General features: G+C 67.1%; 15 protein-coding genes and 1 pseudogene. 8 read left to right on the forward strand and 8 right to left on the reverse strand.

Features of this window, described 5'->3' with window-relative positions; translation table 11 throughout:
* Positions 1-77: 77 nt before the first annotated feature.
* Positions 78-1,316, reverse strand: coding sequence for an acyltransferase (locus JO059_RS17795; RefSeq protein ID WP_293321035.1), 1,239 nt, complete (start codon positions 1,314-1,316; stop codon positions 78-80).
* A gap of 313 nt (positions 1,317-1,629) precedes the next feature.
* Between JO059_RS17795 and JO059_RS17800 the strand changes: the two genes are divergently transcribed.
* The gene (locus JO059_RS17800) at positions 1,630-2,067 is read left to right on the forward strand and encodes an STAS domain-containing protein (protein WP_293321037.1); all 438 of its coding nucleotides are present in this window, start codon (positions 1,630-1,632) and stop codon (positions 2,065-2,067) included.
* Here the strand turns inward: JO059_RS17800 and JO059_RS17805 are convergent.
* From JO059_RS17805 to JO059_RS17835, 7 genes are all read right to left on the reverse strand, one after another.
* Positions 2,051-2,308, reverse strand: a complete 258-nt coding sequence (locus tag JO059_RS17805) for a hypothetical protein (protein ID WP_293321039.1) — start codon at positions 2,306-2,308, stop codon at positions 2,051-2,053. The two genes, JO059_RS17800 and JO059_RS17805, sit on opposite strands and share 17 nt — an antisense overlap.
* Positions 2,305-2,829, reverse strand: coding sequence for a DUF3093 family protein (locus tag JO059_RS17810; RefSeq protein ID WP_293321073.1), 525 nt, complete (start codon positions 2,827-2,829; stop codon positions 2,305-2,307). The genes JO059_RS17805 and JO059_RS17810 overlap by 4 nt, the downstream gene beginning before the upstream one ends.
* A 55-nt stretch (positions 2,830-2,884) precedes the next feature.
* Positions 2,885-3,874 carry a porphobilinogen synthase gene (gene hemB / locus JO059_RS17815; protein ID WP_293321041.1) on the reverse strand — a complete coding sequence of 330 codons (990 nt, stop codon included), beginning with the start codon at positions 3,872-3,874 and terminating at the stop codon, positions 2,885-2,887.
* On the reverse strand, positions 3,874-5,547 hold the full coding sequence (locus tag JO059_RS17820) for a uroporphyrinogen-III synthase (RefSeq protein WP_293321043.1): 1,674 nt from the start codon (positions 5,545-5,547) through the stop codon (positions 3,874-3,876). The genes hemB and JO059_RS17820 overlap by 1 nt, the downstream gene beginning before the upstream one ends.
* 21 nt (positions 5,548-5,568) lie before the next feature.
* Positions 5,569-6,516, reverse strand: coding sequence for a hydroxymethylbilane synthase (gene hemC, locus JO059_RS17825; protein ID WP_293321075.1), 948 nt, complete (start codon positions 6,514-6,516; stop codon positions 5,569-5,571).
* A 13-nt stretch (positions 6,517-6,529) separates the two neighbouring features.
* Positions 6,530-7,918: a glutamyl-tRNA reductase gene (locus tag JO059_RS17830; protein WP_293321045.1), complete on the reverse strand. Its 1,389-nt coding sequence runs from the start codon at positions 7,916-7,918 to the stop codon at positions 6,530-6,532.
* Between the two features lie 126 nt (positions 7,919-8,044).
* Positions 8,045-8,302, reverse strand: coding sequence for a glutaredoxin family protein (locus tag JO059_RS17835; protein ID WP_293321047.1), 258 nt, complete (start codon positions 8,300-8,302; stop codon positions 8,045-8,047).
* A 74-nt stretch (positions 8,303-8,376) separates the two neighbouring features.
* Between JO059_RS17835 and JO059_RS17840 the strand changes: the two genes are divergently transcribed.
* From JO059_RS17840 to JO059_RS17870, 7 genes and pseudogenes are all read left to right on the forward strand, one after another.
* Positions 8,377-8,688, forward strand: coding sequence for a WXG100 family type VII secretion target (locus JO059_RS17840; protein WP_293321049.1), 312 nt, complete (start codon positions 8,377-8,379; stop codon positions 8,686-8,688).
* A complete protein-coding gene (locus tag JO059_RS17845) occupies positions 8,681-8,971 on the forward strand; it encodes a WXG100 family type VII secretion target (protein ID WP_293321051.1) in 291 nt (96 codons plus the stop codon). Before JO059_RS17840 ends, JO059_RS17845 begins: the two co-directional genes overlap by 8 nt.
* A 3-nt stretch (positions 8,972-8,974) precedes the next feature.
* On the forward strand, positions 8,975-11,257 hold the full coding sequence (locus JO059_RS17850; RefSeq protein ID WP_293321053.1) for an NAD(+)--arginine ADP-ribosyltransferase: 2,283 nt from the start codon (positions 8,975-8,977) through the stop codon (positions 11,255-11,257).
* Between the two features lie 4 nt (positions 11,258-11,261).
* A complete protein-coding gene (locus tag JO059_RS17855) occupies positions 11,262-11,501 on the forward strand; it encodes a TNT domain-containing protein (RefSeq protein WP_293321055.1) in 240 nt (79 codons plus the stop codon).
* 1 nt (position 11,502) lies between these two features.
* Positions 11,503-12,216 (forward strand): hypothetical protein, encoded by a 714-nt coding sequence (locus tag JO059_RS17860; protein WP_293321057.1) that lies wholly within the window; start codon positions 11,503-11,505, stop codon positions 12,214-12,216.
* 87 nt (positions 12,217-12,303) lie between these two features.
* Entirely contained in the window at positions 12,304-12,747 is a 444-nt protein-coding gene (locus tag JO059_RS17865; protein ID WP_293321059.1) for a hypothetical protein, read from the forward strand.
* A 364-nt stretch (positions 12,748-13,111) separates the two neighbouring features.
* Positions 13,112-13,405 (forward strand): annotated as a pseudogene (locus tag JO059_RS17870) (HAD-IB family hydrolase); the annotation flags it as partial.

The raw sequence follows: 13,405 nt of genomic DNA on the forward strand, positions 1-13,405 counted from the left end.
ATCGAAGCCGACGGAGCCTCAACCGGCAATCGCGGCCGGCGGCCTTGCCACGGTATTGCCATGGTATTGCCATGGCGTCACCCCGCCCGGGCCGAAACCGGTTCCAGCGCACCGTCGATCGCGTGCACCTTGGCGCTCAGCGGCTCGCGGGGCGGCACTCTTTCTTCGGCGGGTCTGACGTTGACCATCCTGCGCATCCAATGGCGAGCGGGTTCTTCGACGAAGTGGTACATCGGGATCGCCATGAGCACCACGATCGCGAGCAGGCCGATCACATTCCATTTCCACGGAGCGTCCTGCGGCACGAGAGCGAATTGCTCGACGGCCCATCCCCAGGCGGTATGCACCAGCTCGTGAACCATGTACAGGCAGAACGAGATCTGACCGCCGTACACCATCACCCGGGTCGACAACATCCGGGGCAGCCCGCCCATGCCGATGGCCAGCGTGATCACCAGCGGGACGAACAGCACGTCGACCACGCCGCCGCTGTCGTTCTCCACCACCCCGCTTATCGGGTGGGCGTCGAACCAGTACAGCACGGCCACCATCGCGACCAGGAGCAACAGGGACAGGTACCCGGCAAAGAGCCGAGCGCGGTTGGTCACCCGCAGCCGGCGCACAGCGGCACAGGCCAGCGCGCCGGCGGTGAACTGGGTGACGATTCGTGGCAGCCAGCTCCACGGGGTGTAGAAGTGGCCGCTGGCCAGCAGCATCACCACCGGCGGCAACGATGCCGCGAAGGCCAGCATCATCAGGGTCCGCGCCCGCGTCGCCTGCTTCATCCGCAGCACCACCAGCACCAGCACGCCGAAAAGCAGGTAGGCGAGCCATTCGGCGCTGATCGACCAGGCCGGGCCATCCCAGCTGGAGTCATCGAAGAACGGCACGAACCACAGCTGCACCAGCAGGACCTGGCGCACGTAGCTGACGGCGGTGAGCTGACCGGCCGCCGGCGACGGCACGTGACCGACGTGCAGCGTGAAGATCACCCACAGCGCGGCGAGGTGCAGCGTGACCAGGTACACGGGCCACACCCTGGCCAGCCGCAGCCACAGGAAGTGCAGGGTGGCCCGCGTCGACCACGACCGGCCCATGCGGTCGAGGTAGTTCCAGGTCAGCACGAAGCCACTGAGGATGAAGAACAGGTCGACGCCCTGGGCGCCGCAATTGAGCGCCGGCGCGAGCGCGTCGCGGAGCTCCGGCGACGCGTCGCCGAGCATCGGGCGAAAGTGAAACAGCACCACCCACAGCGCGGCGATCAACCGAAGCCCGGTCAGGGCCTTGATCTCACCCTTGATCTCTCCGGTGCGCACGGGCCATTTCTTTCCGTCTGGACTGCTGCTTCGGACACCTGCCGGCCCGGCCGAGCGGGCGACGTCACCACGTTCCAAGCCACGTCCCAAGCCCCCCGACTGAGCAACTGGCAGCGATCGAAGCCTAACAGCGGATTGTCACCGAGTGGGGGACGGCGGTGGCGTGGCTCGCCGGTGATGCCTGGCACCGACGTTGCCCGGCCTGAGGGAAACACCCCGAAAATCGCTTCTTAGCAAAGAGTTAGACGCGGCTTTCGGTCTCCTTAGTTTTCCCAGGCACCGTTGACGATACGAACGGGGAACGGGGCTGCTGATGACCATAGCGAACGTCGCGACTCGACAGGGGAACGCCACCTTCGACTGCAGTGGCGCCCAGATCCGGGCCCACTGCCGTCATCTGGCGACCGTGGTGACCATCCGCGGCGAAATCAACGCCGTCAACGCCGAGCCCGCTACCGAATACATCCGGCGCTTCCTGCACGGGAGCAACCCGTTGGTGCTTGACCTGAGCGGCGTCACTCACTTTGCTGCGGAGGGTATCTCGTTCCTGCACGGAGTCGACGACGACTGCCGCGCCGCCGGCGTGGAGTGGACATTGGTCGCGAGCCCCGCGGTCATCGAGTTGCTCGGCGACGGCTGGGACGAGCTGTTCCCGTCTGTCCGCTCGGTGCCCCAGGCGCTCCGCGACCTCGCCGATGCCATCATCGACCGCCGTCAGCTGGTACTGCCGCTGATCAAGAAGACGGCCTAGCGTTCGCCTGCCGCCACAGCCTGGCGACACCGAGAACCTCCAGGACTCCGGCGATCGTGATCAACACCAACGTCGCCAGCAGCAGCCGCGGGTGGTAAACCAGCGACGTGGTGACCGGCTGGCCGTCGGCGACGGGCGCGACGGTCACGGTGTGACGTGCGTGGGCCCAGCACACGGCCGCGCCGGCCAGCGCGACGAGGGCGAAGGCGAGTTCGATCCAGGCGCGGTATCGGGCGATCACGACAGCGGCCCGTCGTCGAGATCCTGGCCACGGTCGTCCTCGTTGATATCTGACCCGGCGGGCTCCACCCGCTCCTGGACCAGCGGGGTCAGCGCCGCCCGCAGCTCGCGGTGGCGACGCGCCCAGGCCTGGGCGGTGCGGCCCTGGGTGAGTTTGAGGCCGATCCCGATCCGGCGGCGCGGTACGCCCACCAATTCGCCCAGTGCCCGCGCCGACTGCCAGCCGGCCAGCTCCTTCCCGGAAGCCTCGTGGTTCTCGGCCTCCGGGTAAACCTTGACGATCTCGCGTACCAGCAGGGTTTCGGTGCCCTGGCGCAGGGCCTCATCGGTCAACTCGACCGAGACATGGATCCGGGCCGCCTTCACCTGCAGTGCCACGAACCCGGACACCAGCACCAGGAAGATCAGCGGGACCACGAACGACACCGGGGCACCGCTCCACACTTCGATCAGGATCATCGACGCCGCCGACAGCGGGCCAAGCAGCACCCACCACCAACTGGCGCCGGGCTCATAGAACAACGGCTTCGGCTCGGCGCCCCTCGCTGTGGTCTCTGGTGTCAAGGCAAGTTCCGTTTCACGAAAGCCAGGCAGCCGCATCCGCGGCCCAGTAAGTGAGCACAATATCCGCACCGGCGCGCCGGATGCTCGTCAACGACTCCAGCGCCGCGGCGCGGCCGTCGATCCAATTGTTCCCGGCGGCAGCACAAATCATCGCGTACTCGCCCGAGACCTGATAGGCGGCCACGGGCACCGGCGAAATCGCGGCCGCCGCCGACACAATGTCCAGGTATCCCAACGCGGGTTTGACCATCACGATGTCGGCGCCCTCGTCGAGGTCGAGCCGGACCTCCCGGACGGCCTCCCGGACATTCCCCGGGTCCTGCTGGTAGGTGCGCCGGTCCCCCGCGAGGCTAGAGCTCACGGCGTCGCGGAACGGCCCGTACAACGCCGAGGCGAACTTCGCTGCGTAGGCCAGAATCGCCACATCGCTGTAGCCGGCGGCGTCCAGTCCGTCGCGGATCGCGGCCACCTGGCCGTCCATCATCCCGCTCGGCCCCACCACGTGCGCGCCCGACTCAGCTTGGGCAACAGCCAGTTTCACGTACCGAGCCAACGTGGCGTCGTTGTCCACCCGGCCCCTGGCATCCAGGACCCCGCAATGCCCGTGGTCGGTGAACTCGTCCAGGCAGGTGTCGGCCATCAAGACCGTGGCGTCGCCGAGATCCTTGGACAGGTCGCGCAGTGCGACATTGAGAATGCCTTCGGGGTCGGTGCCGGCCGAGCCGGTGGGGTCCTTGTCCTGCTCGCGGGGCACGCCGAACAGCATCAACCCGCCAACCCCGGCGCCGACGGCGTCGGCGGCGGCGCCGCGCAACGAATCCCTGGTGTGCTGAACCACGTTCGGCATGGAGGGAATCGGCCGGGGTTCCCCGATACCGTCGGCCTCAGCGCTAATGAACATCGGCAGCACCAAATGCCTTGGCTCCAAAGAGGTTTGCGCTACCAAGCGCCGCAATGCCGATGTCGAGCGGAGCCGTCGCGGACGCTGCCGCGGAAACGCCACTAGCGCCTGCGGCTCTTCTTGCGCGGCGGCGGCAGCGCACCCTCGGCGCGCAGCCGTGCGGCGTGTTCGGCCAGCGCGTCGACCAGTGGGCCGACGGCGGCGGTGTCGGGCTGAACGTCCACCCGCAGACCGAACTCCGCGGCGGTCTCGGCGGTCTTCGGGCCGATGCAGGCGATGATCGTGCGCGCATGAGGCTTACCGGCGATGCCCACCAGGTTTCGCACGGTGGAGCTGGAGGTGAAGCACACCGCATCGAAGCCGCCCGTCTTGATCATCTCGCGGGTCGCCGCGGGCGGCGGCGCCGCGCGGACGGTGCGGTACGCGGTGACATCCTCAATCTCCCAGCCGCGCTCGCGCAGCCCCTCCGCCAACGTCTCCGTGGCGATGTCGGCCCGAGGCAGCAGGACGCGGTTCACCGGGTCGAAAACGCTGTCGTAGGGCGGGAAGTCGTCCAGCAGACCGAGCGATGACTGTTCGCCCGCCGGCACCAGCTCCGGGCTTATTCCGAAGGCGCGGACCCGGTCGGCCGTTGACTCGCCGACGCAGGCGATCTTCACGCCGGAGAACGCGCGGGCGTCCAGGCCGAACTCGCCGAACTTCTCCCACACCGCGCGCACCGCGTTGGTGGAGGTGAACACCACCCACTGGAAGCGGCCGTCGACCAGGCCCTTGACCGCCCGTTCCATCTGAGCGGGGCTGCGGGGCGGTTCGACGGCGATGGTCGGCACCTCGATCGGCAGCGCGCCGTACGACGTCAGACGTTCGCTCATCTCGCCGGCCTGGTCCTTGGTCCGGGGCACCAGCACGGTCCAGCCGTAAAGTTCGCGGCTTTCCCACCAGTTCAGCTTCGCGCGGCTGGCCACCGTCCTGCCGATGGTCACCACCAACGGCCCGGCCGCCACAACCCCGTCGGTGCCGCCCAGAACGGCCGGATCGGTCAGGCCGTGCAGTGTGGTCTCGACCGACCGCTGCTGGCAGGTGGTGCCCCGCGCGGTGACCACGCACGGGGTGGTCTCGGCCAGTTCGTGCTCGATCAGGGCGCGGGCGGCGTCGGCCAGGTGCGACGCGGTGGCCTGCAGGATCAGCGGGCCCGGGGCCGCGGCCAGCGCCTCCCAGTCGGTGTCGCCGCGCACGTCGGCAACCGTGTGCGACGAGCCGAGCGGCAGCCCGGCATAGGTGGGGACGGCGCTGGTGGGTGCCAGGCCCGGCACGATCTCGATGTGCAGGTGACTGCGCGCGACGGCGTTCACCTCGGTGATGACGGCGTCGAGCGTCAGCGGGTCGCCGGCCACCAGCCGCACCACGTCCGCGCCAGAGCGGGCCTCCGCGGTGAGCGTCTTCGCGACTTCGGCGGGTTCGCCCAGCGCGGGGCGGATGTCGGCACCGCCGGAAATCACCGTGGGCGCGGGGCGGCCGGTATCCCCTTCGGCGGCGCCTTCGGCCGCGGTGGCGACCGGACCCGCCGGCGCCGGGCCGGAGACCGGCGGGAGGTCCTTGCCGATCAGCGCCAGCACGGGCTCCGGCACGTCGGGGTCGGTGAATACCAGGGCGGCGTTGGCAAGCACGGTGGCCGCCCGCGTCGTCAACAATCCCGGGTCACCCGGACCGGAACCCACGAACGTGATGCGGCCCGGCCTCGGCTTACGCCCTCGCGCGGTTGGCTGGCGAGTCATTGTCGCTCCCAATCATTCCTGTCATTCGTATCTCTCGCGCGGGTCCTGCCGCGCGGCAAGCATGAGCTCCCGTGCGCCCAGCTCGAAAAGCTCCGCGGCGACCGAGAGCCCAAGCTCTCGTGCCCGACCGGGAGCGCCGATACCGGACGCGCGGATCACGTCGGACCCGTCCAGCGCCGCCACGCATCCGCGCAGCGACAGCTCGTCGAAGACGTGGCCTTCCTCATCGATGGACTCGACCACCTCGGCGATCGCGCCCACCGGTGCGGAGCAGCCCGCCTCCAGTTCGGCCAGCAGAGCTCGCTCCGCGGTGACCGCCGCTCGCGTGTCAGCGTCGTCCAACTCCGCCAACACCGCCGCCAACTCGTCACCGGCGCGGCATTCGACGGCGAGCGCGCCCTGGGCAGGTGCCGGCAACATCTGCACAGGCTCCAGCGTCTCGGTGACATCGTCTAGGCGGCCCAGCCGGGCCAGGCCGGCCCGGGCCACCACGATCGCGTCCAGATCACCACTGCTTACCCTGTTCAACCTGGTATCTAGGTTGCCTCGTAGGGGGCGGATTTCCAAACCGAGACCCAATGCTCTAAGCTGCGCAGCCCGTCGCGGGGAGGACGTGCCCACCAGCGAACCGGCCGGCAACTCCCCCAGCACCAGCCCGTCCCGGGCCACCACGGCGTCGCGGGGGTCGTTGCGCGGCGGTATCGCCGCGATCATGAACCGGGGGTCCTCGGCGGTCGGCAAATCCTTGTGCGAGTGCACCGCGGCGTCGACGCGGCCGTCCTCGATGGCCTCACGCAATGCGGTGGTGAAGGCGCCGACACCAAGCGTCTCGATGGGCGCCGACGACCGGTCGCCCGCGGTGGTGATGGTCACCAGCTCGGCGCCATGGCCGTTGGCGATCAGAGCGTCCCTGACCGCGCCGGCCTGGGTGGTGGCCAACAGGCTGCCCCGCGTGCCTATCCGGATCACGTTCGCCAATCGGCTACTCGCCGGCGCGCTTGACGGTCTCGGCGTCGAATTCACTTGCCACCAAAGGCAGTTCGGCGGCGGCCACGGCCGCTACGGAGTCTATCGCGGTCTGGTCGAGCTCGAAGAGCTCACGCAGCGCCTCGGCATAGCTGTCGCCGCCGGGAGCACTGGCGAGCTGCTTGATCCGAACGGTGGGCGCGTGCAGCAACTTGTCCACCACGCGACGGACCGTGCGGGCCACCTCCTCGCGCTCGGCGCTGTCCAGTGCGGGCAATCGGTTGTCCAGGCGCAGGAGCTCCGCCTCCACCACCTCGGCGGCTCGCTGACGCAGCGCTGTCACGGTCGGGGTGACCTCGGCCATCCGCTGGCCCGCCAGATACGCGGCGACTTCCGCCGCCACGATGTGGCGCGCGGCGTCGACATCGGCCGCTGCGGCATGGGCCGACGGTTCGTGCTGCACGCGCTCCACGTCGACGACCCAAACACCCGGCAGCCCGCCCACCGCCGGGTCCACATCGCGCGGCATGCCGAGGTCGCAGATTACGAGCGGGTGGACCGCCTCGTCGACACTCGAGCGGCGGGTGGCAGCCAGCGCGTGGTGCACGTCGGCGAGCGAGACCACCGGGCTGACCGCCCCCGTGCAGCTCACCACCACGTCGGCGTCGGCCAGCGAGTCGGCCAGCCCGTCGAGAGTCAGCGCATCGGACCGCGCGCCGGATTCGCGGATCTTGCGCGCCAGCCGGTGCGCTCGGGGCGCCGACCGGTTGAGCACCCGCACGTGCTCGATTCCGGAGCGCACCAGCTGCGCTGACGACAGCGCGCCCATGGCGCCGGCGCCGATGACCACGGCGGTCTTGCCCGTCAGCCCGCCGAGCCGGCGTTCGGCCATGCCGAGGGCGACCGACACCACCGAGGCGCCGGCCGCGTCGATGCCCGTCTCGGAGTGCACCCGCTTGCCCACCGACAAGGCTCGTTGGGCGAGCTCATGCAGCACCCTGCCGACCGTGCGGTTGGCCTCCGCGGCGCCATACGCGCGGCGGACCTGCCCCAAGACCTGCTGCTCGCCGATCACGGCCGAATCCAGACCGCTGGCAACCTGAAACAGGTGCTCGACGGCGGCCTCGCTGTACCGAACGTAGGCGTATTTGGTCAGGTCGCCCATCGGCAGCCCGGAGTGTTCCGACAGCACCTGACCAACCGCCGCCAACCCGCCGTGGAACGCGTCCACGACGGCGTAGACCTCGACCCGGTTGCAGGTCGACAGCACCATCGCCTCGGTCACTAGCGGTGACTGCAAAACCCGATCGACGATCTTGCCCTGATCGGATTCGTCGATACTGAGTTGTTCCAGGACGGAGACCGGCGCACTGCGGTGCGAAACCCCGAAGAGCAGGATGCTCACGGCAGCATCACCTGGCCAGCTCCCTTGCTTGCTCGGCGCGAATCAACTGCTGTCCACGGTAAACGGTAATGAGGTGGGCTACCAAATAATTGACCGACGTCACGTTCCCCGCGCGGGGAGGCACGTTCACCGACCAAGGTCGGCGCGCAAGCGCGGCTCGTCGATGTCCCAGTAGCTGTGTTCGCGGCCGTCGAGCAGGATCACGGGCAGGCGGTCGCCGAACTCGGCCCGTAACCCCGGGTTGCCGGCCACCGCGGCGGCGTCGACGTCTGTGGTGCTCAGATCGAAGCCGAGCTCGGCGGCGAGGTCGGTCAGCCGGGCGTGCACGCGCGCGCAGATGGTGCAGCCGTCGCGGGTCAGCAGCTCCACTCGGCGCTTGGGCATGACCACCAGTGTGGCAGCGTACGAGGATTCCGGGTGAATTGTCGGACCGCCCCCGAATTCACTAACGTGCCGGTATGGGCGCTGAGGGGACGCTCCACGTCGATCCCGGGGTAATGCAGGAGTTTGCCGCCTCGGTTGGCGGCGCGGCCGAGCATCTGATGGCTCAGCTCGAGCAGCTCGACGATCAGGTGGGCCAGATGTTGGGTGGCTGGCGCGGGGCATCGGGGACGGCGTACGGGTCGGCATGGGAGCTGTGGCATAAAGGCGCCACCGAGGTGCACGCGGGCCTGGCGATATTGGCGCATCTGGTGGGCCAGGCCGGCGGCGCTTACGACCAGAACGAGGCGACGGCCGCCCAGGAGATGCGCGGGGTTTACCGTGGCTGAGGCGTTCCGGGTGGATCCCGAAGCGTTGGCCGATGCGGTCCAGCGGATGACCGATTTTCAGCGCCAAGCCGAAGAGATGCTCGCCGAAATCGATTCGCGGGTAAAGCGTTTGCATGCGGCCTGGAGCGGGGCAGGCGCGGCGGCTCACGCCGAGGCCCATCAGCATTGGGCGCGCGGCGAAGCGATGATGCGCCAGGCGCTGGCCCAGTTGTGCGCCGCCGGGGCGACCGCTCACCGCAATTACACCGGCGCCATGGCACAGAACTTCTCTATGTGGTCGTAGGCCATGGCGCCGCTGGCAGTCGACCCCGCGGCCCTCGACAGCGCGGGCGCCGAGGTCGTGACCGCCGGCGAGGGCTTGGGCTCGGTGATCTCGACCCTGACCTCGGCGCTGTCGGGTTGCGCCGGGATGGCCGGCGACGATCCCGTTGGCACGGCGCTCGGCCACAGCTATGACGGCTCGGCAGCAAAGCTCATCGACGCGATGGTGGCCACCCGAAACGGCTTGTGCAGTCTGGGCGATGGTGTGCGGATGTCGGCACACAACTACTCGGTTGCCGAAGCGATGTCCAACGTTGCCGGCGGAGGTGGTCCGCTTCCCACGCCGTCGGTGACGGGCCCGATGTCGGCCGGCTCGGCACCGTCGTCGGTCGGCTCCGGTACCGGCGCCCCGGCTGGGTGGGGATGGGTGGCCCCCTATATCGGGATGATCTGGCCGACCGGCGATTCGGCGAAGTTACGCGCCGCCGCCGCGGCATGGAGCGCGGCGGGCACACGATTCGCGCTCGCCGAAATCCTCGGGACGGGCGGTCCGATGACGCTCATTCGCGCCCAGCAGCCCCCGGAAGGCACGGCCATCGATCGCGCGTTCACCGACGCCTTCAGCAGCACCACGAGCCTCGTGCAGCAGTGTCAGCAGATCGCGGCCCAGCTCAACAGCTACGCGGCGAAGGTTGACCAGGTGCACGCGGCGATCCTGGATCTGTTGGCCCGCATCTGCGACCCGTTGACCGGCATCAAAGAGGTCTGGGAGTTTCTGACCGACGAAGACGAAGACGAAATCAGGAAGATCGCCAACGACATTCGCGCGGTGGTCGACAACTTCAGCGCCGAGGCCGAGGCGCTGCGAGGCGAGATCGCTTCCACGCTGGCCGCGGCCACCACGATCGTCACCGACATGGGCCGCCACGCGGCAAGGGAGTGGGATCAGTTCCTGCACGGCACCGACGTTGGGCGGGCCATCAATCAAGTCGGGCAATATGCCGAAGGCGCGTGGTCAGAGGGTGGCGGGATGCTCAAGGGCATCTGGGACATCAGCAGCGTCCGGATGATGTTCGACCCGATCGGTTACGGCAGAGATGTAAGCGACCAGGTCAAGGGCGCCCTGCCGCTGGTCGGCCTGGGCGGCGAACATGCGCCCAGTCTCGAAGAGGCATGGAAACGGCTCGGCAAGGGCCTCGTCCATTGGGACGACTGGAGCAAGAACCCGGCCGAGGCCGCCGGACGATCGGTCTTCGACATCGTCACGCTGGCCCTGCCCGGCGGCCCGCTGTCGAAGCTGGGCAAGGTGGGCCGCACCTCGGCCGATGCGCTCAGAGGTGTCAAGCCGCCGCCGGAGCTTCCCAAATCCCCGTCGTTCGAGCCGCCGAAGCCGACGGTCGAGCCACCGCCTGTGCCCAAGCCGCCGGAATCGGCAAGCCCCGCACCTACGCCACCGGCAAAACCGGCGCCGGGGCCCGCCAATGGCCCGCTGCCGCACAGCCCGACGGAATCCAAACCACCGATCGTCGAGAAACCCCCCGCCGGCGAGCCGCCCAAACCTGTCGCGATCCCACCGGAGTCCGCGGGCAAGCCGCCGGTACCCGCACCCGCAGGACAAACGCCGCTCACCCACTCGAAACCGCCCGGGCCCGTTCACCTTCCGGACGCCCCGCGCGGTGAACCGGGCAACCCTGTACCCAGTGCCGCGTTTGCGGAACAGCCCGCGGCGGGCGCTCCAGCGGCGGCGGCACCGCACCTGCCCACCTCCCCGGCCAGCGGACTCCCGGCCGAAGCGCCGTCAGCCTTCGGCGGCGCACCTCACGGCGGGGAACCGCCCGCTCATCCGCCCGAATCACACCCGCCTCATGGCGGCAGCCCACATCCGCCAGGCGACGGAGGCCCGCCGCATCAGCCCGGCGACGCCGACAAGCCGCCCGGGCCGCATCAGCCGCACGACGGTGCGCCGCCCGATGATGTCGCCGACGGGCATCCGACAGATGTCCCCGCGCCGTCGGATTTGAAGCCGTGGCACCAGGCGCAGCTGGCGCTCGCCGAATCACCCGAGCAGCTCATGAACGATCTCATCAAACACGGATGCCCTCGAGAACTCGCCGAGTCAGCGCTGCACAGCCCATATGAGGGAATGAACGCCCGGGAAATCTTGAACAGGTTCTGGGACCCTGCAATAGGCACGTGGAAGTGGCCAGAAGCTAATGGCTTCGCAGACAGCAAATGGGAAACCGCCCCGAAGCATTCCGAAGGAGGCGTGGCTGGACCGGATTGGGGAGGTCAGCGACACCAGAGGTGATTTTATGAGCGCAGTCGGTGACAGCTATCCCGACCGCGGCCTGGCCCCAGGTTCATCCGGCGATTACAATCGGTTCCACGGCACTGGTAAAGAATTGCCCGACCGCTGGGAAGTGCGATACGGAAAAGTGGCTGATGCATTTGGCCAGCCTGGCGGTGGAACACAATGGGTGGTCGTCGACGAAGAGGGTAAAACAGTGCTAATCAGTTTCTTAATAGACAACGGTTATCTGGCCTGGGGATAGCATGGATGCCAAGAGGAGAGTTTATAAGGTGCAGATGGATGCCAACGGCGCGGCTACCGCGAACGAAGCCACAGAGGTGATTTGGTACTATAATTTGTGGCGCAATATCGCCAACTCCATTGGAAATGGTCCATACGACGAGCCCGAGTGGGTCGAGGATCGCCTCTACTTTCGTTCCGACTATTCTGAAAAACTGAAACGATGGCCCGAGTGGGCGGAGTTCGGCGATTGGGGAGCGTGGATCATCGCGCCGAGGCCGGAAGGGTGCATTTGCGTCTTGCATTCGCTAAAGCATGAACGAGAAGCAGAGCGAAACGAACGAATAGAGGTGATGTTCTCTCGCTTCGCGGACGCCGGTAAGTATATTGTTGCGAGAATAGGCAACGGTATCCGGAGTAGTCGCAACGTACGGCAAAAATCGCTATTCGTAGACTGGGAAGCGCAGGGGCTTGATTCACGGATACGAGTCGAGGCAGTCAGCCACGAGACCATCGACTTTCTAGTCACGAAAAGACCCATCCTGGATAGGGACTATGCCGAACAACATCTCCGGAGATACACACTAGAAGACAATCCGGGCGCTTACGGGATTGCACTGGACTACGAACAACCGATGATGCAAGTCCTCGCCCTGTCGTTCGAAGAGCTGACGGCAGCACTCCTGGAGGGGTTGCCCGAAAGCATTACGTCTCAGGTCCCGCTCCGGCGATCGTAATGTCCGTAATGGGCATGCTGGCTCGACGGCGCTAGCCCTGGACGCCCTCGGACACCTCAACGCCCCGACGCCACCAGCCGGATAGGGTTGGAAAATGAAACGCTGTTAGAGTACTTCTTAAAATACTTTGATCTGCTCTATCTTGATTCGCGCTATCATATTACGAATTCCAGCACGAGCGGCGCGGCGTCGATAAATGCATCGCTGACTATCACCGGACCGATCCTCACTTGGGACCTCACCAACGACAGAGGCCAATTTTTGCTTAGCGTGGCACCTACAGTGCTAGCGACAGCAGATAACTGGTTCACCGTATCTCTTATCAAGCAGTACTTGAATGGGCAGGATGAGCTCGACTATTTGTCCGCTGAAGATGAAATCGCATGGTTTCGAGAAAACGGCCAACAAGTCGAGGAACTGTTCTCCGACGGATCCAAGATGGAAACCGTATGCGAGACACTTCGGTCACTACGACGCTCCAATGCAGATAGGTACTGGACTCAATGGCGAGAGCAACAGGGGCTGTCTTAACTTTCATACGATCCGAGGTCGTCGGAATCAAACACGAGGCGAGCCCTTATCCACCGGTAGCGCTGTTTACTTTGGACGGCCCGGCTAAAATCGCGACGTGATCGACGATGGCCGTGGGCTGGCCCGCTAGCGCAACGATCCACGCCGTTGTCGCGCCCAAGCCACCGCGGCAGCGACAAATCTGGCGCTCACCTCGCACCGAGTCTGAAGTCGACGCGCTCGGCAAGCCCCTAAAGGTGGGCGACGGACGTCGCTCACCGGGCGCCCGAGGCATCAACACTCCCGATGGCATCTGCCGGATAGGGTTGGAATACCGGGCACCCGCTGGATCACCGGGCGCCACAGCGATTTAGGAGGTTGGGCGATGGCTTCCTCTGAGTCGGGCGGCGAGCACGCCGACCGCGCCGACCTGGAATCGCTGATCGACAACGCGAGCGCCGAACGGGCGCTCGAGGACCTGCACGCCGCCACCGCCACCGACGAGGGTCGCCCCCAGCCGCCGATCGACCTCACCGCGGCCGCATTCTTCGACGTGGACAACACGCTGGTTCAGGGGTCGTCGGCGGTGCACTTCGGCCGCGGACTGGCCGCGCGCAACTACTTCACCTATCGGGATGTGCTGGGATTCGTCTACGCCCAGGCCAAGTTTCAATTGCTC

The organism is Mycobacterium sp. (assembly GCF_019247615.1).
Classification (GTDB): Bacteria; Actinomycetota; Actinomycetes; order Mycobacteriales; family Mycobacteriaceae; genus Mycobacterium.

Coding starts and splice junctions, on each gene's coding strand:
- JO059_RS17800 (WP_293321037.1), top strand. CDS start 1,630: ATGACCATAGCGAACGTCGCGACTCGACAGGGGAACGCCACCTTCGAC.
- JO059_RS17820 (WP_293321043.1), bottom strand. CDS start 5,547: ATGACTCGCCAGCCAACCGCGCGAGGGCGTAAGCCGAGGCCGGGCCGC.
- JO059_RS17835 (WP_293321047.1), bottom strand. CDS start 8,302: ATGCCCAAGCGCCGAGTGGAGCTGCTGACCCGCGACGGCTGCACCATC.
- JO059_RS17840 (WP_293321049.1), top strand. CDS start 8,377: ATGGGCGCTGAGGGGACGCTCCACGTCGATCCCGGGGTAATGCAGGAG.
- JO059_RS17850 (WP_293321053.1), top strand. CDS start 8,975: ATGGCGCCGCTGGCAGTCGACCCCGCGGCCCTCGACAGCGCGGGCGCC.
- JO059_RS17855 (WP_293321055.1), top strand. CDS start 11,262: ATGAGCGCAGTCGGTGACAGCTATCCCGACCGCGGCCTGGCCCCAGGT.
- JO059_RS17860 (WP_293321057.1), top strand. CDS start 11,503: ATGGATGCCAAGAGGAGAGTTTATAAGGTGCAGATGGATGCCAACGGC.